This window comes from Massilia sp. 9I, assembly GCF_902506415.1.
GTDB lineage: Bacteria > Pseudomonadota > Gammaproteobacteria > Burkholderiales > Burkholderiaceae_D > Telluria.
The window spans coordinates 2,973,937-2,998,785 of record NZ_LR733275.1; the positions used below are offsets into that span (position 1 = coordinate 2,973,937).

General features: G+C 65.3%; 20 protein-coding genes. 6 read left to right on the top strand and 14 right to left on the bottom strand.

Annotated features, from left to right (window positions below; genetic code table 11):
• Positions 1-50: 50 nt before the first annotated feature.
• Positions 51-1,142, top strand: coding sequence for a sensor histidine kinase (locus GV068_RS13405; protein ID WP_159698420.1), 1,092 nt, complete (start codon positions 51-53; stop codon positions 1,140-1,142).
• Positions 1,139-1,855 carry a LytTR family DNA-binding domain-containing protein gene (locus tag GV068_RS13410; RefSeq protein WP_159698423.1) on the top strand — a complete coding sequence of 239 codons (717 nt, stop codon included), beginning with the start codon at positions 1,139-1,141 and terminating at the stop codon, positions 1,853-1,855. The genes GV068_RS13405 and GV068_RS13410 overlap by 4 nt, the downstream gene beginning before the upstream one ends.
• 8 nt (positions 1,856-1,863) lie before the next feature.
• Here the strand turns inward: GV068_RS13410 and GV068_RS13415 are convergent, their stop codons facing one another.
• Positions 1,864-3,096 carry an alpha/beta fold hydrolase gene (locus tag GV068_RS13415; RefSeq protein WP_159698425.1) on the bottom strand — a complete coding sequence of 411 codons (1,233 nt, stop codon included), beginning with the start codon at positions 3,094-3,096 and terminating at the stop codon, positions 1,864-1,866.
• A 318-nt stretch (positions 3,097-3,414) separates the two neighbouring features.
• On the opposite strand from GV068_RS13415, the gene GV068_RS13420 reads away from it, so the two are divergent.
• Positions 3,415-5,790 (top strand): TonB-dependent siderophore receptor, encoded by a 2,376-nt coding sequence (locus tag GV068_RS13420; protein ID WP_229464159.1) that lies wholly within the window; start codon positions 3,415-3,417, stop codon positions 5,788-5,790.
• Between the two features lie 64 nt (positions 5,791-5,854).
• Here the strand turns inward: GV068_RS13420 and GV068_RS13425 are convergent, their stop codons facing one another.
• A complete protein-coding gene (locus GV068_RS13425; protein ID WP_159698431.1) occupies positions 5,855-6,187 on the bottom strand; it encodes a low molecular weight protein tyrosine phosphatase family protein in 333 nt (110 codons plus the stop codon).
• An 81-nt stretch (positions 6,188-6,268) separates the two neighbouring features.
• Entirely contained in the window at positions 6,269-7,096 is an 828-nt protein-coding gene (locus GV068_RS13430; RefSeq protein WP_159698434.1) for a hypothetical protein, read from the bottom strand.
• Here GV068_RS13430 and GV068_RS13435 point away from each other — a divergent pair.
• A complete protein-coding gene (locus GV068_RS13435) occupies positions 7,067-8,326 on the top strand; it encodes a ferritin-like protein (protein WP_159698437.1) in 1,260 nt (419 codons plus the stop codon). The two genes, GV068_RS13430 and GV068_RS13435, sit on opposite strands and share 30 nt — an antisense overlap.
• Positions 8,327-8,372: 46 nt before the next feature.
• Here GV068_RS13435 and GV068_RS13440 read toward each other — a convergent pair whose 3' ends face one another.
• The 11 genes from GV068_RS13440 to GV068_RS13490 all read right to left on the bottom strand — a co-directional run bounded on the left by GV068_RS13440 (position 8,373) and on the right by GV068_RS13490 (position 21,921).
• On the bottom strand, positions 8,373-8,753 hold the full coding sequence (locus GV068_RS13440) for a hypothetical protein (protein ID WP_159698440.1): 381 nt from the start codon (positions 8,751-8,753) through the stop codon (positions 8,373-8,375).
• 27 nt (positions 8,754-8,780) lie between these two features.
• Positions 8,781-10,307 (bottom strand): hypothetical protein, encoded by a 1,527-nt coding sequence (locus GV068_RS13445; protein WP_159698443.1) that lies wholly within the window; start codon positions 10,305-10,307, stop codon positions 8,781-8,783.
• 8 nt (positions 10,308-10,315) lie between these two features.
• A complete protein-coding gene (locus GV068_RS13450; protein WP_159698446.1) occupies positions 10,316-12,307 on the bottom strand; it encodes a DUF4175 family protein in 1,992 nt (663 codons plus the stop codon).
• Positions 12,291-13,262: a BatA domain-containing protein gene (locus tag GV068_RS13455; protein WP_159698449.1), complete on the bottom strand. Its 972-nt coding sequence runs from the start codon at positions 13,260-13,262 to the stop codon at positions 12,291-12,293. The genes GV068_RS13450 and GV068_RS13455 overlap by 17 nt, the downstream gene beginning before the upstream one ends.
• A complete protein-coding gene (locus GV068_RS13460) occupies positions 13,259-14,149 on the bottom strand; it encodes a DUF58 domain-containing protein (RefSeq protein ID WP_159698452.1) in 891 nt (296 codons plus the stop codon). The genes GV068_RS13455 and GV068_RS13460 overlap by 4 nt, the downstream gene beginning before the upstream one ends.
• 2 nt (positions 14,150-14,151) lie before the next feature.
• Positions 14,152-15,156: a MoxR family ATPase gene (locus GV068_RS13465; protein ID WP_159698455.1), complete on the bottom strand. Its 1,005-nt coding sequence runs from the start codon at positions 15,154-15,156 to the stop codon at positions 14,152-14,154.
• A 3-nt stretch (positions 15,157-15,159) separates the two neighbouring features.
• Positions 15,160-15,783 (bottom strand): DUF4159 domain-containing protein, encoded by a 624-nt coding sequence (locus tag GV068_RS13470; RefSeq protein WP_159698458.1) that lies wholly within the window; start codon positions 15,781-15,783, stop codon positions 15,160-15,162.
• Positions 15,784-17,121 (bottom strand): TldD/PmbA family protein, encoded by a 1,338-nt coding sequence (locus GV068_RS13475; RefSeq protein ID WP_159698461.1) that lies wholly within the window; start codon positions 17,119-17,121, stop codon positions 15,784-15,786.
• Between the two features lie 14 nt (positions 17,122-17,135).
• Positions 17,136-18,773, bottom strand: coding sequence for a TldD/PmbA family protein (locus GV068_RS13480; protein WP_159698464.1), 1,638 nt, complete (start codon positions 18,771-18,773; stop codon positions 17,136-17,138).
• Between the two features lie 164 nt (positions 18,774-18,937).
• On the bottom strand, positions 18,938-20,272 hold the full coding sequence (locus GV068_RS13485; RefSeq protein WP_159698467.1) for a TldD/PmbA family protein: 1,335 nt from the start codon (positions 20,270-20,272) through the stop codon (positions 18,938-18,940).
• Positions 20,273-20,286: 14 nt separating this feature from the next.
• Positions 20,287-21,921: a TldD/PmbA family protein gene (locus tag GV068_RS13490; protein WP_159698470.1), complete on the bottom strand. Its 1,635-nt coding sequence runs from the start codon at positions 21,919-21,921 to the stop codon at positions 20,287-20,289.
• A 392-nt stretch (positions 21,922-22,313) separates the two neighbouring features.
• Here GV068_RS13490 and GV068_RS13495 point away from each other — a divergent pair, with 392 nt between their 5' ends.
• Both GV068_RS13495 and GV068_RS13500 read left to right on the top strand, forming a co-directional pair.
• A complete protein-coding gene (locus tag GV068_RS13495; RefSeq protein ID WP_159698473.1) occupies positions 22,314-23,108 on the top strand; it encodes a class I SAM-dependent methyltransferase in 795 nt (264 codons plus the stop codon).
• 103 nt (positions 23,109-23,211) lie between these two features.
• The gene (locus GV068_RS13500) at positions 23,212-24,783 is read left to right on the top strand and encodes a S1C family serine protease (protein WP_159698476.1); all 1,572 of its coding nucleotides are present in this window, start codon (positions 23,212-23,214) and stop codon (positions 24,781-24,783) included.
• The last annotated feature ends 66 nt before the right edge of the window (positions 24,784-24,849 follow it).

Consider the following 24,849-nt stretch of genomic DNA (forward strand, 5'->3'; position numbering starts at 1 on the left):
GCTATACTCGCGTGTCTTCTCATCGGCAAGCGAACGGGCACCAGGCAGCAATGACAACGCGATTTTTTCCGCCTGACCGGCAATTCTGGTCGTATCACCTGGGCGCAGGCGCGCTCGGGGTGGCGGTCACCCTGCTGACCATTGTCCTGTGGAGCCCTCTCGCCGTGCAGGACAGCGTGGCGATGACCGTCTGGCTGCTGCCCTTCACGTTGGCGGTGCTGGGCTTTCGCTGGCTGTACAAGAAGCGCGGCTGGAAAGCGCTGGCCATGGGCCGCCTGATCGCCATCGCGGTCGTCTACGGCAGCCTGGCCGCGCTGCTGGTCGCGGCCAGCGTCGCCGCCCTCACGCTGCCCTTTTTCTGGGACCAGATCGCGGCCTACTACGTCGCGCGCGGCATGCCGATCGGCCTCGGCGACTACCTGGTGCGCACGGTCAGCAGCACCAGCCTGCAGGCGCAGGTCTTCATCTGCGCCTGGATCTTCCTCTACATCAGCTTCACCGGCAGCCGCGATGCGCGCGCCCGCGAACTGGACAACGCACGGCTGCAGACCGCGCTGCGCGACGCCCAGCTGCGCAGCCTGTCGAACCAGCTCAATCCGCACTTCCTGTTCAATTCGCTCAACAACATCCGATTCATGATCCACGAGGATGCGGGACGCGCCGACGCGATGCTGGTGGCGCTGTCGGACATCCTGCGCTACTCGCTCGGCGCCGACGACAGCGGCAAGGTGAAACTCGGCGCGGAACTGGACATCATCGAGCGCTACCTGGAGATCGTCGGCGTCCAGCTCGAACAACGCCTGCGCGTGAGCATCGACGTTCCGGCCGCGCTGCACGATTGCCTGGTCCCGCCGCTGCTGCTGCAGATGCTGGTCGAGAACGCAGTGAAGCATGGGGTCGAACCCTTGCGCGAGGGCGGCGCGCTCAGGCTGGCGGTCAGCCGGCAGGACGCCTTCCTGCGGGTCGAGGTCACCAACGACAAGCCGGCGGCGCCAGCGGACAGCGGCGGCCTGGGCATCGGCATGCGCAACATCGTGCAGCGCCTTGCCCTGCTGTACGGCGCACGCGCGACACACGAGGCCAGCGACGGCGGCGACCAGTACCGGGTCAGCCTGGCGCTGCCTTGCGAGAGGGCGGCATGAGGGTCGTCGTAGTGGAGGATTCGCGTCTGGCGCGCAGCGGCCTGGTGCGCATGCTGGCCGCCCATCCGGGCATCGAGGTGGTCGGCGAAGCGGACCATCCCGACAGCGCCCTGCCGCTGATCCGGGCGACCCGGCCGGACGTCCTGTTCCTGGACATCCAGATGGCCGGCGCCGACGCCTTCGACCTGCTGGCGCAGCTCGATGCGCACCCGCGCATCGTCTTTACTACCGCGCACGCGGAGTACGCCGTGCGCTCTTTTGAATTCGATACGGTCGACTACCTGCTCAAGCCGGTCAGCCAGGAACGCCTGGCGCAGGCCATCCGCAAGCTCGAAGCGCGCGACGGTCCGCGCCTTGCGGAAGCGCCCAGGGCGCCGCTGGACGACAAGAGCCGCATCTTCATCAAGGACGGCGAGCGCTGCCACATGGTGCCGCTGGCCGAGATCCGCTGCTTTGAGAGCTGCAGGAACCACGTGCAGGTCTATTTCGGCCAGCAGCACGCCTACGTGAAGAAGTCGCTGAACAGCGTGGAGGAGCGCCTGCCGCGCCACATGTTCCTGCGCGTCAGCCGGCAGCACATCGTCAACCTCGGCGCCATCGCCGCCATCGAAGAAGCGATGGGCGCCGGCTACCTGCTCACCCTCGACAACGGCAAGAAGCTCGAGATCTCGCGGCGCCATGCCGCCGAGCTGAAGGAAACCCTCAGCCTCTAGGCCGGCGCTCAGCGCGCAATCGCGCCCTCGGCCTTGGCCAGGTTGGCGCGGTAACCTGCCAAGACCCGCGCGTCCTTGCCCTGCGCTTCGGCCAGCGTGATCGCGCGCATGAACTGCAGCTTCGCCTCCACCGGCTTGCCCGCTGCCAGCAGCACTTCGCCATAGCTGTCCTGCACGTTGTCGGAAGTGGGGAACTTGCTGGCATTGGCCTTCATCAGGCGTTCGGCCAGCGCCGGCTGCTTGCGCGCTCCGAGCAGCTCGTAACCGATGCGGTTGATGTCCGCTTCCCCGAAGCCGCTCGCCTCCACCGCGCTTACCATCTCGGCGTCGGACCCGCCCTGCTCCACGCGGCGCAGCAGCTCGGCGCGCGCCTGCTCGCGCACGCGCTTGACGCGCGCCCCCTCGGCCGCTGCGATCACGCCCTCGACCGCCGCTACAACCAGCTGCGGCTGTTCCTGGTGGATGTTGTGGCCGCTCTCAGCGGTGACGATATGGCTGCCGTTGCTGAAATTCCGGAAGAAACGCTCGTGCAGGTCGCGCCAGACCTGCACCGCCGCCGGCGTCTCGAGGAAGAGCTGCGGCTGCTCGCGCTTCTGCACCGAAGTCAGGACCGCCACCGGCACGTCCGGCAGCGCGCCGCTAAACGGCAGCTTGCCGCTGTCGAGCACCGCCTGCACGCTGCGCAGCTCGGGGTGGAACTTGGGCGGCATGAACTGTTCAGTGAGTTTGCTGTCCTTGTCGACAGCGGCCGCATCGAGTTTGCGCAGCTCCACGTTGAAGCGCTCGTCGCTGGGGTCGACGAAGACCATCCCGGCCACCTGTTCGGGATGGCGCACCGCGTAGCTGCGGATCAGGAAGCCGCCGTAGGAATGCCCGACCAGCACGAAGGGCGGCTTCAAACCCGCCGCGGCAATCAGCTGTTCCAGTTCGCCGGTACGCGCCGCGATGGTCGGCGCCTCGGGGCGCGGGTCCGATTTGCCGTGGCCGGCGCGCGAGTAGGCCACCACCTTGGCCGACTTGGCCAGCGCCGGCGCCACGTTGCGCCAGACGCCCAGGTCGCGCCCGAAGCCCGCTTCCAGGATCACCGTGTAGCTGCCGGATCCGAGCGTGGCCACCTGCACCTGGTAGTCGCCGACCTTGATGGTGTCCGGGGCCGGTGTCGCCGCGTGGATGCTGCCGGACAGTGCAAACGCGAGCAGGACGGCAGCCAGGCGGCCGCGATAGGGAAACAAGTGCGTCAATCGATACTCCAGAAGTGGTGGCCGCTAGCCGGTAAGCCATTGTAGGCAGCGCCGATCCACGTCGAGAAGCCAAACCTGGTATGCACGCACGCGATTACCCACCATGGGTGCAATCCATCGTTTGTGAATAGAGCAAATCACCTAAAAGTGTTGTGTATTGCACAGTTCACACTTGTACTTACGGAAATGTTTGATCAAAATCAATTCGCTGTAGTTATAGGGGTCATAGTTTTTGTGATGGATTAATTAAACCAAGGGGACAAGATGGTGAATCAAGCGAATAAACGGGTATTGCTGGCGACTGCACTGGTATCGGCCATGGCATCGGCGTTCGCGCAGGAAGCTGCGAACAACCAGGCCGAGCCGGCAACGGTGGTGGTGCTGGGTTCGCGTACTCAGGCCAAGACCGCACTCGACACCGCGGTGCCGGTAGGCCTGATCAGCGCGAAGGACCTGCAGTCGGCCGGCTCGCTCGAACTCGGCAAGGTGCTGCAGGACCTCGACCCGTCGTTCAACTTCACGACGACCTTCATCAGCGACGGCACCGACATCATCCGCCCCGCCACCCTGCGCGGCCTCGGCCCCGACCAGCTGCTGGTGCTGGTGAACGGCAAGCGCCGCCACCAGCAAGCCCTGGTCAACGTGCAGCAGACCATCGGCCGCGGCTCGGCCGGCACCGACATCAATGCGATTCCCCTGTCCGCCATCCAGTCGATCGAAGTGCTGCGCGACGGCGCCGCCGCCCAATACGGCTCGGACGCGATCGCCGGCGTGATCAACATCGTGCTCAAGAAGGGCGTGACCGACACCCAGTTCAGCACCAGCGCCGGCACCACCAGCGAAGGCGACGGCGACACCTATACCGCCAGCGCGCACAAGGGCTTCGCGCTCGGCGCCGACGGCGGCTACCTGAACCTGTCGCTCGAAGGCCGGCGCCGCAACGAGACCAACCGCGCAGGTCCCGACCAGCTGCGCGTGAGTCCGCCGCGCGTGACCCAGCGCATCGGCGACAGCCTGGCCAAGGACGGCTACCTGTGGCTGAACGCCGGCCTGCCGGTCGGTGGCGGCGAGCTGTACGCCTTCGGCGGCGCCTCCAAGCGCACGGGCGATTCCTCGGGCTTCTTCCGCTCCGCCGGCGACGCACGCAACGTGCCGGCCGTGTACCCGAACGGCTTCCTGCCCAACATCATCACCACCGTCAAGGACGCCTCGCTCGGTGTGGGCTTCAAGCACGACCTGGCGGGCGACTGGAGCGTGGACCTGAGCGTCAACCACGGCCGCAGCGAACTCGGTTTCCACGAGCGGAACTCGATCAATGTCAGCTACTACTACGAAAACGGCAGCTCGCCCCTGGAGGCCGACACCGGCAAGCTGAAGTTCGACCAGACCACGCTCAACCTCGACTTCAAGGGTTCGGTGGACTTCGCCGGCGCCCCGCTCTACATCGGCACCGGCTTCGAATGGCGCCGCGATAACTACCAGATCGAGGCGGGCGACCCGGTCTCCTACCAGTACGGCCGCACCAACGACCCGCGCAAGATCATCCGCGACCAGTCGGGCGGCATCGCGGCTTCCGGCATCCAGGGCTTCCCGGGCTACACCCCGGGCACCGCCGTGGACGATGGCCGCCACAACACCGCCTACTACCTTGACCTCGAACGCAAAGTCGGCGACGCGCTGTCGCTCGGCGCAGCCCTGCGCCACGAGCGCTATTCGGACTTCGGCAACACCACCATCGGCAAGCTGAGTGTCCGTTACGATCCGTCGCGCCTGGTCGGCCTGCGCGGCTCCGGCTCGACCGGTTTCCGCGCACCGGGCGTGCAGCAGAAGTTCTACAGCTCGGTGTCGACCAACCTGAACGCCGCCGGCGTGTTGACCGAAACGCTGACCGCGCGCGAGAACAGCGCCGTGACCCGCGCCTTCGGCATCGCACCGCTGCAGGAAGAGACGTCAAAAAGCGCCAGCGTCGGCATGATCCTGCGTCCGACGAATAACTTCTCGGTGACGGCCGACCTGTACCGCACCAACATCGACGACCGCATCGTGTTCTCGTCGAACATCGCGCCGGAGTCCGGCGCCTGCGCGACCGCAGCGGCCTGCCCGATCAAGGCAATCCTGGATCCGCTGCGCGTGGGCCAGGCCCAGTTCTTCACCAACGCGATCGACACTTCGACCACCGGCTTCGACCTGGTGGCCCAGCACACCACGCGCGGCCAAGGCTCGACCCTGGTGCTGTCCGGCCAGCTGGGCTTCAACCGCACCAAGGTGAAGGATCGTCACTCGCAGTCCTCGGTGCTCTCCGGCGCCCAGCTGTTCGACGACACCCAGGTGACGCTGATCGAGAAGGGCCAGCCGCGCCAACACCACGTGGTGGCAGCGGATTACACGGTCGGCCAGTGGAATGCCACTGCGCGCGCCAACTACTTTGGTGAAGTGGAAGGCCAGGGCTTCACGCCGGGCTTCATCCAGACCTGGGAAGCGAAGTGGATCGTCGACGTGACTGCCCGCTACAACTTTACGAAAAAGCTGAGCCTGAGCGCGGGTGTGAACAACCTGTTCGATACGTATCCGACCAAGTGGGATGCGACCAAGGCATCGCCGTTCCCGCAGCTGGGCTTTACCTACTGCTGGGAGACCTGCCCGTTTGGTATTAACGGTCGCTCGATGTACGCGAAGGTGGATTACGCGTTCTGACGTCGTACGCCCGCGTCCCGTGCCTGCCGCGGGACGCGGGGTTCGTGTCGCTGAGCTCCTTGGCTCAAGTGGATGCGCGCAAGAACCGCCCTGCTTTCACTTCAAGGAGCTTGATGAGTTCCGGCTGCATGTACTCGTAGTCATCCGGAATATCCAGGCAAATCACGCGCTTCCCGCCCAGATACCTTCTGAACTTTGAAGAGAGACGGTTGCGGTGCGTTTTTTCCATCACAAAGATGATGTCAGCCCATGCGATCTGCTCCGAAGACAGCGGTACCGTCGCGTCTCCACCCAGGCCTGCGGAATCGGTTTCGACGTCCGGCCAGCTTGCGAACACCTGCTCGGCAGTGGGGCTTCGCAAGCGATTCTGACTACAAATAAATAATGCGCGCTTCATTCGTACTCATCCTTCGACATGCGATCCGCTGGACCAAAAACCTCATCCTGGCTAAGGCCAAGGGGCGCGCAGGAGTGAACATCATGCTTCGTGGCGGCCCCCTTTACTGAACTCGGCAAATACGCCGGATTCCCCTAGTAAGTCAAAACCTTCTTCGTAATAGTCTCTTGCCCACTCAATAAACTCCACCGCGTCCATTTGGATCATGCTCAGGAGCCAAGAGGACCCATCATCGACATGATCAGGGATGAGCGTGTTCCCGCGGTCCCATGATGTTCCGTCCACGCTCCAAAAGCAGAACGTAACGTCCTCGTATTCTGCAGCCTCATCCTGCGCCAAAGGTAGAAGGTCTGATGGCAAGCCGTCGTACATCCCGGGCCAGACTTCACCGTTTTCCTGTGCATGGGGGCTGACTTCCGATTCATGATCGAATCCTTTGACCAGCGCTTTTCCCGTCGATGTAAAGAACACGGTTATGTGGTCACCCGCCCCGTTGTCGTACCTGGCCATCTCGATCGCATCTGACCGGGTATCCTCATACCTGAATACCCTCAGCCACTCTTCGGGAGTGAGCTTGCCATCGCACCTTGCTGCACACTGCAGTGCGTGTTTTAGTTGAGCCGCTGAGAGTGTTGGAATGCTCATGTATTTAAAGTCCTGAAGCGCTTTCACTGCAGTTGCAAGGAAAGGATCACGTCTGACGATGCAAACGAGTGTATCGCAGTCATGTTCTACTAAACAGAAAATGGCAGAGCGCCCGGCCTCATTCTGGACATAGCTTCTTTGACCGCGCATGTTCAAGCGGTGTTTGAATGCTATTACTCTATCTGGAGGCACAGTTGAATCCGGCTCGAATTCAGCTTCGGATATAGTACTTACATGAACATCTCTACCAGCACCGATCTGCATGAAGTACGCGTGAACGACCGCGAGCAGCTGATTTATCTGTTGACCGAAGCGGCCGAGATCGAACATGGGCTCATGTGTTCCTACCTGTATGCGGGATGGAGCTTGAAGCAGGCGGTGTCAGAGGGTGTGACACCCGCACAGCTGGAGGTACTCCAGCGCTGGGGAAAGGAAATCCGCAGCGTGGCGATGGAAGAGATGGCCCACCTGGCCACGGTGAATAATCTCTTGATGAGCATCGGTTCGCCGCCGCACTTCCGGCGCCAGAATTTCCCGGTCCCGGCGGGCTATCACCCCTCCAGCCTGGTGGTTCGCCTGGCGCCGCTGACACGCGATACCCTTGCCCATTTTGTGTACCTGGAGCGGCCGGAGGGAATGCCGATGGAGCAGGCCAACGGCTTCGAGACGCCGGTCGCCTATCAGCGCCGTCCTCGTGTTACCAGGCTCACGCCGACCGCTGAAGACTTCGATACGGTCAGCCACCTGTACCGCGGCATCCAGCAAGGCTTCAAGACCCTCGCCAACAATATTGGAGAGAAGGCGCTATTCGTCCGCAATCCAGACGCCCAGCTGGGCAAGGCTATCATGGACCTGCCGGGGCTGTTGGCGGTCACTGACCTGGATAGCGCCATGCACGCCATCGACATCATTGTCGAACAGGGCGAAGGCGGCCGGCAGGATGCAGAAGACTCGCACTTTGCACGTTTTTCAGCCATGGCAAAGGAATACGATGCCTTCCTGGCGGAAGATCCTGCATTCCTTCCTTACCGTGCAGTGGTCTCGGACCCTGTCATGTTTGCGCCGATGGAAGGTGCACCGGGCTTTCATGTCAACGCGCCACAGAGCGCCCGCGTACTCGATCTCGCCAATGCGACCTACGGATTGATGCTGCGTCTTCTCGCCAGCGGAAGCGGCGTCGAGCGCGGCGCCGCATCCACGCGCCGGATGGAGATCGATGGCGCCGTCAGTCTGATGCACGTGCTGCATGCGCTGAGTTCCTTGCTGACCACGCTGCCGGCAAGCAGCGAGCCCTTGCCCTGCGCGGGGATGAATTTCCACTTGCCGCGCAGCGGGCTTGCCTTGCCCCAGAGTGAAGTGGGTCCGGTCCTGCTGGCGGAGCGCGCCAACGAGATCGCGCTCGCGCTCGACGCGCTGTCGGACTCGGTGGATGGCCTGGACAGGAAGCTGTCAGCCCAGCTACGGGAAGTTGCGGCCTCGCTGGTTCAGCACTAGGGGAGCTTGCGCAATTCCTGGCGATGGCCGGCGTAGATCGGCCCGGTCATCGCAGCCAGCGCCTGAAGGCCTGCCAGAGTGCCAAGCCAAGATTTTTCGCGCCCAGCACGAGGTAGACCCAGGCTTTCTGCCAGCGGTAGCGGACAATGAACACGTGCATGTGCAAGCCAGGGCGCCGGCGGATCGATGCGCCGCTCAGGATCACCATATAGGCCTGTGGATCGCCGGTCGTCTCCAGTGCCAGCTGTTCAGCCTTCCAAATGAAGAAGTCGACCAGGCCGGGACCGGCGTTGGGCGAATCTGGACTAGCGTCATGACACAGAACGTAGCAATGACGCAAACCAGGCAGGCGGTAACTCACCTGCAGGCAGGATCGCTCGGCGAAGCCTGGCGGCACGGAGACCTTCCGGTCGATCATCAGCGTCATGTTTCTGTCGGTGGGGACGCGACCTGATCAGCGGCGCTCGCGCCACCAGAGCAGCAGCATCGCCAGAACAAAGCTCAGTGCGAACGGCCAGGCCGGGAACGCACGCGCAGCGCCTGCCAAAGCCTGCACCGGCGTCCGGGCCGCATAACGCGCCGTCGCGTCGCGGCGCTGCGCGGCCTGCCACTGCGGCCAGTCGCCCGGCGCGTAAACGTACACGGCGTGCGCGCCCGCCTTCGCATCCTTGACCTGCAGCCAGCCCGACTTCTCCGGCCACACCGCCACGCAGGCGCTATCGGTACGCGGCGACCAGGTGCGCGTCAGCTTCAGGTCGGGGAAGCTGACCTCGCCTTTGACGCCGCGCGCGCACAGTTCCATGCGCTGGCCCGGCAGCGGCAGCTCTTCCGGCTCCAACCATTCGACTTCTTTCGAAACGTCGATGCCGACGCGGTCCAGCACGCCCTGCCACCACAGTGCCAACGCCTGTGGCTCGCTGATCGCATGGCGGTGCCATTCGCTGGCGCCGAGCCAGGCGATGCGGCCCTTCTGCCAGTTACGGGTCCAGACCAGGTTGTCCGAGCCGCTCCACTCGCCCGCTTCGCGCGCGCCGGGATTGAGCGGCGCCACCGGCAATTCGAAGGGCGTGTCGATCTTCTTGTCCGCAGGCTGCGCCTGCAGCGGCAGGCCCAGCGTACGCGACCACACGCCAGGGTCGTTGGCGTTCGCACCCAGCACCAGCAGCGGCAGGCCGCCGGCCACGCGGCCCAGCAGCGCAGAGCGCTCGGCGCTGCTCGCGCGTTCGAACCAGGCGGCGTCGATCACGAGCAGGTTCGGCGCCTTCATCTCTTCGGATGGCAGTTCGGTGCGCGTGATGGCGCGGCCCAGCACCACCTGCCAGTCGAGCAGCGCGCCGCTGCCGGCCAGCAGCTCGTTCAGGGTGCGCAGGTCGAACGAGGGCGCGCCGAAGCGGCCCTGCACTTGCAGGATGTTCGGTTCGTGGATGGTCAGCGGCACCGGACCTTCGGCGATCGTCTTGCCGGCGGCGTCCTGCAGGCGCGCCTTCAGTACGACACGTTCGGCCAGCGGCGGGGTCCAGTTGACGACCAGGTCGCCGGTGCCGCGCGTGTCGGCAATGACCTGGCCGTTCTCGGCCAGCAGCTGCAGGCGTGCATCAAGCTTGTCGTCGCGCTGCACGCGTAGCGTAAAAGTGCGTCCGAGCGCGAGCTGGCGCGGGTAGTGCAGGCGCAAGCTGCCGCCTTCGGGACGCTGCCATTGCAGCGGCAGCGCCGGCAAGTCGTTCCACTGCGCGGCACGCAGGCCGTCACCTTTCACCGCGAAGGCGCGGACGCCTTCCAGCATCGGGGGCGGCGCGGACGGATCGAGCGTCAAGCCACGGCCGGCGTCGCCCGGCAGCTTGAGGCCGGCCGCGAACAGGCCGAGGGCTACCGCGGCCACCAGCACCAGCAGGGCGTCGATCCACTGGCGGCGGCGCGCATACAGCGCGGCGCTGACGATGCCGGCAACACCGATCAGCGCCAGCAGCATGTTTGTACTCATCCATGCATTCATGGCTTAACTCCTTCACGCCATGCGCGTACGAACGGCGTCTCTACCGTCGGTTTTGCCTGCAGCAGGATCTGGCCCTGTCCCGCTCCCTGACGCAGCCAGGCGCGCAGCACCGGGCGGCATGGGAGGCAGCCATCCGCCACGTCCTGGATCGCGCTCTGGGCCGACAGGCGCTGGTCGTCGTCCTCTAGGCGTCTGCGCACCCAGTCGTGCGCGCTGCGGGTCCACAGGGCCGGTAGCGGTCCGTCGCCGGACAACGCCTGCACCAGCAGGCCGACGTCTTCCGGAACGCGCTTCTCGGCCCCGCCCTGTGCGCGGCGGTAGCTGGCGGTGCCGTCCATGTCGCCGGACATGCGTTTCTCTTCCTTGATCGGCGGCGGTACGAAGGCGGTCTTGTGGAGGTAGACGCGTTCTGCCTGCTGCAGTTCCTTGATCGCCTCCAGCGCCTTGTGTTCGGGCGGCAGCGCCACCTTCGGCGTGATCGCGCGCAGGGCCTTCTCGGCATCCCACATCGCCGACAGGGCGCGGCGCAGCACCTTCTTGGTCTCTTCGTCGAACAGCGTGGCGTTCTCGGCTTCGTCGTGGGCGTGGCCGTACTGGTGCAGGATGTCCTGATTGCTGCCACCGCCTTCCATGCCGCCGCCGTGGTCGTCGTGGTCGTCGTCGCCATCCGCGAACAGCGAGGATTCCTCGCCCAGGAACTGGCCGTAGCGGCGGCGCAGCGCGCCCTGGTCGCCGGCGATCTTCTGGCTGCGGTCGCGCACCGCTTCCTCGCTCATCTTCGTGGTGCGCATGTCGGCGATCAGCTGCTCGGTATCGATGATGATCTGGCGCTGGCTGCGCAGGCTCTGCGGCTTGACCAGCATCGGCATCGCGGCGCTCTCTTCTTCCGCCTGCTCGGGCGGCGCCGGCAGGCGCAAGGTATAGGTGGGCGACTGCACCGTGTGCGGGCGCGCCGCGTTGTCGGTGGCGCGCACGAAGAAGTACAGCTCGTCGCCCGGCTCCATGCCCAGCTCCGTGATCGCCCAGTTCTTGGCCCAGTTGCGCTGCTTCGGGTTCGGCGAGCTGGGGATCGGCATCTCGCGGTCGGTGAAGCGGATGTTCTCGCCGCTGCCGCGCGCCAGCGTCATGTGCAAGGTAGCGCGCGTGATGAGGTAGTCGTCGCTCACCTTCACGCCCATCGCGGCGCTGCTCGCCGTCTCCGATAGTTCCTGCACCATCTGGGTGGGCGCCGTGATCGTGATTTCCGGCGGCTGGTCAGGAATGACCTTGATCGTATAGCGGTTGCCGCGCCAGCGCCAGAACACGGATTCCGCAGCAGTCCAGCGCACGCATTCCTTGCCCGGCTTGAGGATCTGGCCGGTGCTGAGTTCGACCGATTCCTCGGGCGCCGCGGGATTCTTCAGGCACCAGGTCATGGCGGTCTGCTCCGGCACCTGCAGGTCGCGCGGCGCGCTTTCGACGGGCGCGACGCCGGTGTAGGCCGGCGGTGCGGTACGCACGATCAGCTGGGACGTCAGCGGCGCGGCGATCGCCGCCGGGGCCTTGCCGGGCGCTGAAGCGCCGGCCTGCGGCGCTGGAGCAGTCGCGAACCAGATCGCAGCCGCGGCGGCCACGCCGCCCAGCAGCCAGGGCGCCCCCAGAGCGACGCGCTCGCGTGCGATCGCGTTCAGCTGGCTGCTGCTGACGCGCGCATCGAGCCGGTCGAGGATGCGGCGGCGCTGCAGCTGGGCAACCGGGGTCGGCGCGTGCTCGATCAGCGCGCTGCTGTCTTCCATTTCCGGTACGGCGCCGTCCAGCCAGGATGTCCATTCGATCGAGACGCGGCGGCGCAGGACCGCCCAGTCCCAGGCGCAGAAGGCCGTCCAGGCGATCAGGCCGGGGGCGGAGCGGATGACCAGCCAGGGGACGATGCCGGCCAGCCAGAGAGGCAGACGGCGCAGCCAGGCAGCACGCCAGACGCGCCGGACGATCTCAGCGGCGACGTGCATGGGTCAGTATCCTTTCGAGTACGAACAGTGCCACCAGCAGCGCCATCAGGATGCCGCGCAGCGCGCCGCTCGGTTCTGGTGCATGGGCCGCGCCCGATGCGGCGAACGTGCGCGAGGGCGCCGTATAGACCGGCGGCCCGAGGTGCAGGCGCTGCCAGTTGTCCAGCAGGGTGCGGGCGGCGTCGGCGGTTTTCGGCGGCCACACGTCGGCACGCCAGAGGCGGCCGCGCGCGCTGTCGGCGTAGCGCAGGCCATCCACCTGCGGCGCCTTGGCCAGTTCAGGGAAAGCAGCAGGATCGGTGACCAGCCAAAGGGGCGCGCGCAGCGATGGCGGCGGCGCGTCCTTGCGATCCCAAACGATCAGCGCGGTTTTCGCAGTCGGCGCCTCGTCGATGGCAATCCCGTCGGCGGCGAACACGCGGCGCCACTGCTCCGGGCGCTCGCTGGCGATATGGACGCGGCGCTCGGCTTTTTCAGGCGCGCGCGCCAGCGTGCGCAGTTCGATGCGGCGGCCGAACTCGGGGACGAAGGCCGGCATCGGCACGTCGCCCAGCACCAGCAGGCGCGCCTCTGGACGCCATTCGCGCTCGTGGGCACGCAGCCAGCCGATCGTCTGCGCAGCAGGCATGGTCAAGCGGTCGGCCTTGGTGAGGCCGGCCTGGGTGGCCTGCTGGTCGGCCCATTTGGCATCTGTTCCGGCGGCCACGATTACGGTATCGCCACGCCAGGGCATGACCGGGTCGGCCAGCCAGGCAATCGCCGTGGCCAGCATCAGGCAGCGCACCAGCAGCAGGATGACGTCGTTCCAACGCCATGCGCGCGTCTGGCGCGGCTCGGCGCGCGGCAGGAAGCGGCTGGTCGCCAGCAGCTCGGCCTTGTGCTGCTCGCGCTTGCGCCGGTGCCACCAGATCGGCAGCAGCAGGATCGGGAGGGCGAACCACCACATGGCGTTCATGGACGGCTCCCCGGACGGCGCAACCACAGGCGCAGGACTTCACCGGGCGGCTGCTCGATGCGCGCCGCCACCAGCGGGATGTCGCTCTTGCGGCAGCTTGCCGTCACTTGCGCGAAGTGCTGCTCACGGTTCTGGCGGTAACCCTCTTTCAGATCGGACCCAAAACGGTACACGCCCGTGCCCTGCTCCGGGTCGCGGTAAGCCTGGCTGGAGGAAAAACTCGCGTCGACTTCCGCCTGGGTCTGCAGGCACAGCACGCGTACGTCATGGCGCATGCCGCGCAGGCGCATCAATGCCTGCGACAGCGGCGATGGCCAGTCGAGCAGGTCGCTGGCGGCAAAGATGACACTGGGCGACTGGGCGAAGTGCAGGCTGGCACGCAGGGTATCGGCATCCGGCAGTTCGCCGAGCGCCTCGACGCGGCTCAGTTGCAGCAGCACGCGCTGCAGCTGGCGCGGTCCGCGCAGGGCCGGGGTGAATTGCACCTTGCCGCCGTTCAGGATCACCAGCCCGAAGGCGTCGCCCTGGCGCTGCGCGATGGCGGCGACGCAGCCCAGCAGCGTGCGCGCATAGGCCAGCTTGTCGACGCCGCTCACTTCGCGGCTCGGCTCCAGCATGGAGGCGCTGGCGTCCAGCACCAGCCAGACCGCCACGTGGCTGTCGCGTTCCGCTTCGCGGACAAAATAGCGGTCGGCGCGCGCGAGCAGTTTCCAGTCGACGCGGCGCCACTCGTCCCCGGGCGCGTAGGCCCGGTATTCGGAGAATTCGACGCCCGCCCCGCGCTCACGCCCGGCGTGGATGCCATGGCCCAGGCCCGCCAGCACATGGCGGATCACGAGGTCGAGCTTCTGCGTGTGCGCGATCAGCGCGGTCTTCGCCAGCGACAAGATTAATCGACCCGGATCTCGTTACGCAGGGATTGCAGGATGTCGGCGATGGCGATGCCGTCGGCCTCCGCCTCGAAGTTGCGCAGCACACGGTGCGCCAGCACCGGCAGCAGCATGGCCTGGATGTCGTCGCGCGTGACCGCCAGACGCCCCTGCATCAGCGCGCGTGCCTTCGACGCCAGCACCAGCGCCTGGCCGGCGCGCGGACCGGCGCCCCAGCCGATATGCTGCTTCACCGCCGCCACCGTGGTGAGGGCCGGACGGGTGTTGCGCACCAGGCGCGTCGCGTAGCGCAGCAAGTGTTCGCCGATCTCGATGTCGCGCACCAGCTGCTGCAGGCGCAGCAGTGTTTCCACCGTCATCGCCGGTTCCGCGTCGTCCAGGCCCGCGTGGGTGGTGCGCGAGACCATCAGGACTTCTTCGTCCTCGGTCGGGTAGACCACGTCGATGCGCAGCAGGAAGCGGTCGAGCTGCGCTTCCGGCAATGGATACGTACCGGCCTGCTCGATCGGGTTTTGCGTGGCCAGCACGAAGAACGGGCGCGGCAGCTTGTGCGTGGTACCGGCGAAGGTAACGGCGCGCTCCTGCATCGCTTCCAGCAGCGCCGACTGGGTCTTGGGCGGCGCGCGGTTGATCTCGTCCGCCAGCAGCACTTGTGTGAACACGGGGCCCTGCTGGAAACGGAACACGCGCTGGCGCGTGCTGGTGTCTTCTTCCAGGATCTCGGTGCCGACGATATCGGAGGGCATCAGGTCCGGCGTGAACTGCACGCGGCGGAACTCCATGTCGGTTGCCTGCGCCAGCGACTTGACCAGCAGCGTCTTGCCCAGGCCCGGCACGCCCTCGACCAGCGCGTGTCCGCCCGCCAGCAGGCAGGTGACCAGCAGGTCGACCACGTCTTCCTGGCCGATGATCACGCGCGCCATGCTTGCCTTCAGCGCGCCCACTTTCGCCGTCAGGTCGGCGATTTCCTTCTCACTCCACGCTACCGCATCACGTTCCGACACTGCTCAAGCTCCCAACGCATATTGAATGATGTTGACCGCGAAGCGGGTGTTGTCGACCGCGAGGAACCGCTTGTTGCGGAAGTCGTAGTCCCACTCGCATCCGTAATCCTTGTTCGAGTACAGCAGGCGGATGCGCCCGCCGAACTCGATCGCCTTCAGGTACTCGTGCACCAGGTCGTCGCCCCAGCCATTGAGTTCCCCGCCGGTGGTCGGCGGCCCGTCGAACTTGAAGAAGCACGAATACAGCGGGTGCGTATTCGGGATCTTCTTGAGCGCGGACGCGCCGAAAATCTTCGTCATCTCGGCCTCGAACGACTTCGCGAACAGGCCGTCGATGTCGTGGTTGCAGTCGTCGACGAACACGAAGCCGCCGCCGCGCACGTACTTTTCGAGATTGCGCCGCTCCGCCGGCGTGAACTGCACCAGCTTGTGTCCCGCGAAATAGCAGAACGGCGCCTGAAGCATCTTCGGGTCCGACAGCGCGACCACGCGCTCCGCCGGATCCACCCGCAGCGTGGTGTACTCGACGAGCGAGTTCAGCACGTTGCTGGGCATACGGATATCCACGTCCCAGTCGCCCGATTCGTAGGTCAGGCGCGTGAAGTAGAAATCGTAACTTGCCGCCATTTAGACCGCGTCGGACAGCGAGGTGAAGTTGAAGTCGCGGACCTTCATCGGCGGCAGCACCATCTGGAACGGCACCTCGTCGCCACCGATGATCTGCGGCTTGCCCAGTTCGTCGATGTTGTTGAGGATGGTCACCGGGCTCTCGTTGAAGCGGAAGTTCTTCACCGGGTGCTTGATCTTGCCATTCTCGACGTAGAAGGTGCCGTCGCGGGTCAGGCCCGTGATCAGGAGCGACTGCGGATCGACCATGCGGATGTACCAGGTGCGGGTGACCACGATGCCCTTCTTGGTGCCTTCGATCAGCTCTTCCAGCGACTTGGTGCCGCCGGCCATGATCATGTTGCCGTGGCTGGCGGTGGCGACGTTGCCGGTCTTCTTGGCCCAGTAGGGCGAATAGCCGAGCGACGCGACGCGGCCGTTCTTGATCAGGTCCGTACGCTTGCGGGCCAGCATGGTCTGGCCGTCCCACGGCGCCACCGGCACGTCCGGATTCCACGGATCGGCCCAGATGTTGACCTGTTCGTCGAACAGCTTCTCACCCAGGCGGTTGCCGCCGCCCTTCTTGGCCAAGAAGCTGCGGCCTTCGTCCGCGGCGCGCGCACCAAAAGAGCTGAACATGTTACCCAGGATCTCCGAGGTCGCCGCCGGTTCCAGAATCACGGTGTAGCGGCCCGGCTCCAGCGCTTTCGCATCGACCGAGCGCAGGGCCTTGTCGATCGCGATCTCGGCTGCTTCGGCCGCGCTGAAGCGGCGCGCATCGACCGCCGAGCGCGTCACCCAGCCCGAACCGCGGCCGTCTTCGGTGCGCGCGGTGCAGGTGAAGGACAGGTCCGTGAATTCCTGGAAGCCGAACACGCCCTTCGAGTTGGCCACGCAGGAGAAGCTGGTGCTGTCGGTGAAGAAGCCGGCGGTGACCAGCTTCTTGGCGCGCGCCTGGCCGATCGAGGCGGCGGCCACTTCGGCGCGGTAGTCCGGATCGATCGCGGCGGTCGAGCCCACGAAGGTCTTGGTGCTGAGGTATTCCTGCTTGCCGACGGCCGGCATGAACTCCGGATTTTCCGGCGCCAGGCGCGCCAGTTCCTCGGCGCGGCGCACGGCCTTTTCCAGCGACTTGTCGTCGAACTCGTTGATGACGGCGGTGCCAGTGCGCTTGCCGAAGGCGACGCGCACGGCCAGCTGGGTGTCTTCGGTCAGGCCCGCGGTCGACACGCTGTTGCGCGCGAAGCGGATGTTACCGGTGCGGTTGCCGTCGATCGAGACGCTGCACTCGTCGGCTTTCGAGAAACCGATCACGCGGTCGGTGATTTGTTTTGCTTGTTCCTGGTTCAGCTGTTTCATGTTGTGTCTCCCTCTCAACCGATCTTGCGTGCGGTGTTGATGACGTTGATGCCATTGAAGCGCGCGGTGCTCGAACCATGCGAGACTGCGCTGACCTGGCTCGGCTGGCCTTTGCCGTCGAAGAACGAGCCGCCCATGCGCCAGTCGCGCTCGTCGCAGATGGCCGAGCAGGCGTTCCAGAATTCCTGGGTGTTGGCCTGGTAGGCCACGTCTTCCAGCGGGCCGGCGATCTTGCCGTTCTTGATCTCGTAGAACAGCGTGCCGCCGAACTGGAAGTTGTAGCGCTGCTGGTCGATCGAGTAGGAGCCGCGGCCCAGGATGTAGATGCCCTTCTTGACGTCCTTGACCATCTCGTCCGGGGTCAGGCGCTGTTTGCCGGCTTCCAGCGACACGTTCGGCATGCGCTGGAACTGGATGGTGCTCCAGCTGTCCGCATACGAGCAGCCGTGCGACTCCTTCTCGCCGATGATGTGGGCCTGGTCGCGCGTGGCCTGGTAGTTGACCAGGATGCCGTTGCGGATGATGTCCCACTTCTTGGCGCGCACGCCTTCGTCGTCGTAGCCGATCAGGCCAAGCGAACCCGGGGTGGTGCGGTCGGCAACGAAGTTCACGCGCTCGGAGCCGTACTTGAATTTCTTGGTTTCCCACTTGTCGAGGCCCGCAAAGCTGGTGCCGGCGTAGTTGGCTTCGTAGCCGAGCACGCGGTCCAGCTCCGTTGGGTGGCCGACGTTCTCGTGGATGGTCAGGAACAGGTGTTCGGGGCTCAGGACCAGGTCGTACTTGCCCGGCTCGACCGATTTCGCGGTGAGCTTTTCGCGCGCCTGCTTGCCCGACAGCTTGGCATCCTCGACGATGTCGTAGGAGTTGGTGTACAGCGTGGTCACGCCGCCCGCCGCCTGCACCTTGTCGCTGGCCTTGGCGTCGAAGTACTCATAGCCCATGCTCACCGGCGAGCTGAGGCCCGCACGCGAACGGAACTTGCCGCTGGCCTTGTCGACGGCGGTCGCATTGATCGGGGCCCACAGGCGGTGGATGTCCTGGTCGATGTAGGAACCGTCGGTGGAAGCGAAGTACTTCTGCTGGTTGATCTGGAACAGCGACGCGGTCATGAAGGTGGCGCCGGCGTCCATGCCCGCCTTATTGGCGGCGATCAGCATGTCGGCCTTGTCCTTGACCGGGATGCTGCGCCAGTCCTTCTTCATCGGCGTGGCCCAGGCTACTTCGCCGACGCCCTTCACCGGCGCCAGGCGCACCGGCTCGGTCTGCAGCTTGGCGTTGGCCTTGGCGATGGCCACCGCCTGGCGCGCCGCGTTGGCGATGCCGTCCGGGCTCATGTCGTTGGTCGAGGCGAAGCCGTAGGCGCCGCCCGCGATCACGCGCACGCCGACGCCGCTCGACTCGGTATTGCTGATGTTCTCGACGTTCAGGTCGCGCGTGATGACGAACTGGTTCAGGTAGCGGCCGATGCGCACGTCGCAATACGACGCGCCGGCCTTGGTGGCGGCATTCAGCGCAATGTCGGCCAGCGCTTTCTTGGCGCTGCGCGGCATGGCGCTCATGAGCTCATCGGCGGCGATGGCGTTGCCGAAGACCGGGATGAGCATGGCGCCCGCGGTACCGGCGCCGATCTGGAGGAATTTACGACGTTCCATGTGTGTCTAATTTTCCGTTTGCGTTCACCCGCTGCCGCTGCGCGTCGTCCCGGCGAAGGCCGGGACCCAAGTTCTGCGTTAGCACTACGGTGCGGAATTGGATTCCGGCCTGCGCCGGAATGACGGTCTTGACGACGGTGGTGATGGTTGCTTTTGTGGTCCTGTTACACCGCGTCCGACAGCGACGTGAAGTTGAAATCGCGAACCTTCATCGACGGGATCAGCATCGAGTAGTTCGCCTCGTCCCCACCGATCACCACCGGCTTGCCGATCTCCTCGATGTTGTTCAGCATCGTCACCGGGCTCTCGTTGAAGCGGAAGTTCTTGATCGGGTGCTTGACCTTGCCGTTCTCGATGTAGAAGGTGCCGTCGCGGGTCAGGCCGGTCAGCAGCACCGATTGCGGGTCCACCATGCGGATGTACCAGGTGCGGGTCACCAGCACGCCCTTCTTGGTGCTGGCGATCAGCTCTTCGGTCGTGCGGTCGGTGCCGGCCATGATGACGTTGCCGGCACGGCCGATCGCGCGCTGGCCCTTCTGCTTGGCCCAGTACTGCGAGTAGTTCAGCGCATTGATGCGGCCGTCCTTGACCAGTTGCAGGCGCTCGCGCGGCAGCATGTCGCCGTCCCAGGGCAGCACCGGCACGTCCTTGTCCCACGGGTCGGACCAGATATTCACCTGCTGGTCGAACAGCTTGTCGCCCAGGCGGTTCAGGCCGCCCTTCTTGGACAGGAAGCTGCGGCCCTCGTCGGCCATGCGGGCATTGAAGCCGCCCAGCATGAAGGTCAGCAGGTCGCTGGTGGCGGCCGGTTCCATCACGACGGTGTAGCGGCCCGGCTCGATCGCCTTGGCGTCCACCGAACGCAGCGCCTTCTCGATCGCCACGTCGGCCGCTTCACGCGCGTCGAACTTGGCGGCGTCGCGCGCCGAGCGCTTGACCCAGCCCGAGCCGCGGCCGTCTTCGGTGCGCACGGTGCAGGTGAAGTCGAGCGAGGTGGCGACCTGGTGGCCGAACAGGCCGTTCGAATTGGCCACGCTCTGGAACGAAGCGCGGTCGGTGAAGAAGCCGGCGGCGACCAGGCCCTTCTTCCGGCAGGCTTCCATCGCATACGCGGCGGCCTGGGCGCGGAATTCCGGGTCGATGTCGGCGGTGCGCTGGAAGAAAGTCTCCGAAGGCTTGAACGCGGACTTGCCGATCGCCGGCATGAACTCGGGGTTCTCCGGCGCGAGGCGCGCCAGGTCCTCGGCGCGGCGCACGGCGCGCTCCAGCGACTTGTCGTCGAATTCGTTGATGGTGGCGGTGCCCTGGCGCTTGCCGAAGGCGACCTGCACCTGGATGCGGGTGTCGTCCGACAGGCCAGCAGTCGACACGGCATTGCGCGCGAAGCGGATGTTGCCGATGCGGTTGCCGCTGATGTCGACGATGCACTCGTCGGCCTTCGAGAGCGACAGCACGCGCTCGGTGATGCGCTTGGTCTGGTCTTGGGTCAGGATGCTCATGAGGGTCCTTTGCCTTAGCCGATCTTGCGGGCGGTGTTGATCACGTTGATGCCGTTGAAGCGCGTGGTCGACGAACCGTGCGAGACGATACTGATCTGCGGCGGCTGGCCCTTGCCGTCGAAGAAGGAGCCACCCATGCGCCAGTCGCGCTCGTCGCAGATGGCACTGCAGGCGTTCCAGAATTCCTGGGTGTTGGCCTGGTAGGCCACGTCTTCCAGCATCGGGCCGATCTTGCCGTCCTTGATCTCGTAGAACAGCTGGCCGCCGAACTGGAAGTTGTAGCGCTGCTGGTCGATCGAGAACGAGCCGTCGCCGACGATGTAGATACCCTTCTTGATGTCCTTGACCATCTCGTCCGGGGTCAGCTTCTTCTTGCCGGCGGCGAGCGAGACGTTCGGCATGCGCTGGAACTGCACCGAGTTCCAGGAGTCGGCGTACGAGCAGCCGTGCGATTCCTTTTCGCCGATGATGTGGGCCTGGTCGCGCGTGGCCTGGTAGTTGACCAGGATGCCGTCCTTGATGATGTCCCACTTCTTGGTCTTGACGCCTTCGTCGTCGTAGCCCACGCAGCCGAGCGAGCCCGGGGTGGTCTTGTCGGCGAACAGGTTGACGATCGGGTTACCGTACTTGAACTTCTTCGACTCCCATTTATCCAGGGTGGCGAAGCTGGTGCCGGCGTAGTTGGCTTCGTAGCCGAGCACGCGGTCCAGTTCCGTCGGGTGGCCGACGTTTTCGTGGATGGTCAGCCACAGGTGTTCCGGCGACAGCATCAGGTCGTACTTGCCCGGGGTGACCGACTTGGCGGTCAGCTTGGCCTTGGCGTCGCGGCCCGCTGCGCGCGCATCCTCGATGATGTCGTAGGAGCCGGTGTACAGGGTGGCGACGCCGCCCGCGGCCTTGATCTTGTCTTCCTTGCGCGCGTCCAGGTATTCGTAACCCTTGCCGACTGGTGCGCCCAGGCCCGAGCGCGAGCGGAACTTGCCGGTGGCCTTATCGACCGCGGTGGCCTGGAACGGCGCCCACATGCGGTGTACGTCCTGCTCGATGTAGGAGCCGTCGGTGGAAGCGAAGTACTTCTGCTGGTTCACCTGGAACAGCATCGAATTCATGAAGGTCGCGCCGCCTTCCATGCCGGCCTTGTTGGCCGCGATCAGCAGGTCCGCCTTCTCCTTGATCGGCACCGTGCGCCAGTCCTTCTTGATCGGCGTGTTCCACGACACTTCACCGACGCCCTTGACTGGTGCAAGGCGCACCGGTTCGGACTGCAGCTTGGCGTTGGCCTTGGCGATGGCGACCGCCTGGCGCGCCGCGTTGGCGATGCCGTCGCTGCTCATGTCCGAGGTGGCGGCGAAGCCGTAGGCGCCGTTGGCGATCACGCGCACGCCGATACCGGCGGACTCGGTGTTGGCCACGTTCTCGACGTTCAGGTCACGGGTGGTGATGAACTGGTTCAGGTAGCGTCCGATGCGCACGTCGGCATAGCTGGCGCCGGCCTTGGTGGCGGCGTTCAGCGCGACGTCGGCCAGCGCCTTCTTGGCGGCCGTGGGCATGGAGCTGAGCAGTTCTTCAGCGGCGATCGCACGGGTGAATGGCACCATCGTGGAGGCGAGCGCCAGGCTGCTGAAATTGAGAAAGGTACGGCGTTCCATCGTGTCTCCTGAAATCAACCTGTTTCTGGGGCAGCGGTCCCGCCAACAACACGGCCCGCTCTTGTATTTACGGCGCAATGAAGGGTCTTCGCCGGGCGTGATGCGGCCTCGGCAAACTTGTCAACCTTAGCAGCAACTTGACGTTTTGAATAGGCAATTGTTGTGCCATGTCAAAGCATTTTCCAAGTGTCTGTTTTCGTGGACGTCCGCTGTCCGCGCAAAGTGTCCGGGCGCCTGTCCGGGCGTCCGGCGCGGACACCCGGACAGGCGTGTTTACGAAGCGGATATGCATATGCGAGGAATGCTTGACTGTCCGCTAAGGCTGACCGATCATCAGCGCGGCGGCGGCGTTCCGCACGGCCGCGTATAACCACCATGGAGACTTCGAACCAATGAAACGACTGATCCTGGCCGCCGGCATCGCCGCGAGCCTGTTCGGCGGCGTCGCGCAGGCGGACGACGCCCTGAAAGCCGCCATCGCGGGCGAACACCGCAGCGCCGCCAACAAGGCGCGCGACGCGGCGCGCCACCCTTACGAAACCCTGACTTTCTTCGGCATCAAGCCGAACATGACGGTGGTGGAACTGGTGCCGGGCGGCGGCTGGTACACCGAGATCCTGGCGCCCTACCTGCGCCCGAACGGCAAATACATCGCCGCAGGCCAGGCCTTCGTGCCGGAGAAGCGCGGCGGCATGGCGCTCAAGGCCAAGTTCGACGCGGCGCCAGCCCTGTACGACAAGGCCGTCCCGGCCGTGTTCGAACCGCCGGCCACCTACCAGATCGCGGCGCCGAACAGCGTCGACATGGTGCTCACCTTCCGCAACCTGCACAACTGGGTCGGCAATGGCGAGGATTCGCTGAAGAACACCTTCAAGGAAATCCACAAGGTCCTGAAACCAGGCGGCGTGCTGGGCATCGTCGACCACCGCCTGCCGGCCGCGATGACGCAGGACGCCAAGGCCTCGAGCGGCTACGTGCATGAAGCCTGGGTGATCAAGCTGGTGGAAGGCCAGGGCTTCAAGCTGGCCGGCAAATCGGAAGTCAACGCCAACCCGAAGGACAAGGCCGACTACGAGAAGGGCGTGTGGACCCTGCCGCCGGTCCTGGCCAACAAGGACAAGGACCGCGAGAAGTACCTGGCGATCGGCGAGAGCGACCGCATGACGCTCAAGTTCGTGAAACAGTAAGCACAGCGGGGAGTCGCCTCCCCCAGTGAAATTTTGTGTATTTCCTTCGGCGGCGAGCGTGTATATTCTTGCCACTCGTACCGTTGAGCCACCGAAGGAAACCATGAAAACCGCACGCCTCGCCGCCGCCGTGGCATTCGCCCTGGCCGGCATCGTCCACGCACAGGACACCACGCCTCCCCCGGCACCGACGCCCGCGACCCCGCCGTCGCCCGCCGTCTCGACCCCATCCGCCACCACCGCACCCGCCCTGCCGGCGATCGAGAACTCGGTGGTCAAGATCTTCGCCACCGTGCGCCGCCCGGACCCTTATAAACCCTGGAGCAAGCAGTCGCCGGCCGACGTCACCGGCTCGGGCGTCATCATCGAGGGCAAGCGCATCCTGACCAACGCCCACGTGGTCGGCTACGCCAGCCAGGTCGAGGTGCAGGCCAGCCAGTCGGGCGACAAGGTGTCGGCCAAGGTGATCGCGCTGGCGCGCGGGCTGGACCTGGCCGTGCTGGAACTGGACGACCCGTCCTTCTTCGACAAGCGCCCGCCGGTGCAACGCGCGGCCGTGCTGCCGGACGTGCGCGAAGCGGTGTTCGCCTACGGCTACCCGCTCGGCGGCAACTCGCTGTCGACCACCCGCGGCATCGTCTCGCGCGTGGAATTCGTCGGCTACGGCTCGTTCAGCTCGGGCCTGCGCATCCAGATCGACGCGCCGATCAACCCGGGCAACAGCGGCGGCCCGGTGATCGCGGGCGACAAGATGATCGGCCTGGCCTTCTCGATGGCAGCGGGCGCCCAGAACATCGGCTACGTGATCCCGAACGAAGAGATCGAGCTGTTCCTGAAAGACGTGGCGGACGGCCGCTATGACGGCAAGCCGCTGCTGCACGACAGCGTGCAAACGCTCGAGAACCCGGCCCTGCGCCAGTATCTGAAGCTCGACAAGTCGGTGGAAGGCGCGCTGGTGCACCGTCCATTCAAAACCGATGCCAGCTGGCCGCTGAAGGAAGGCGACATCATCACCCACATCGCCGATTCCGCGATCGACAACCAGGGCATGGTGAAGCTGGGCGCGAACCTGCGCGTGCGCTTCCAGTACCGCATCCAGCAGGTGGCGAAGAACGGCAAGGTGCCGATGACCATCGTCCGCGGCGGCAAGTCGATGAAGGTCGAGGTCCCGACCAGCGGCCCGCGTCCGCTCCTGGTGCCGGACCTGAACGGCGGCTACCCGTCCTACTTCGTGTACGGCCCGGTGGCGTTCACCCGCGCCACCAGCGAATTCACGGCCTTCCTGGCGGTGAACGCGGCGGCGGCGAATGCCTACGCCTTCAACGACAGCCCCCTGATGACGCAGCGCGGCGACTCGCCCGATGTGACGCGCGAAGAGCTGGTGGTAATCAGCGGCCCGTTCTTCCCGCACAAGCTGGTGACCGGCTATAGCAACCGCTTCGGCTCAGTGGTGGAATCGGTGAACGGCACCAAGATCCGCAGCCTGGCCCACCTGGTGGCGGTGCTGCGTGATTTGAAGGATGAATTTGTCGTGTTCAGGTTCGACCAGCGCTACGGCGAGAACCTGGTCCTGCCGCGCAAGGCGACGCTGGAAGCGACCGAAGGGATCCTGTCGGATAACGGGATTCGGACGCAGGGGTCGGAGGATATGATGAAGGTGTGGACGGGGAAGTGAGCTAACACCCTTCGTGCAAAATTGGGTCCCCGCCTGCGCGAGGACGACGGTCTTTCTTGTGTTGGC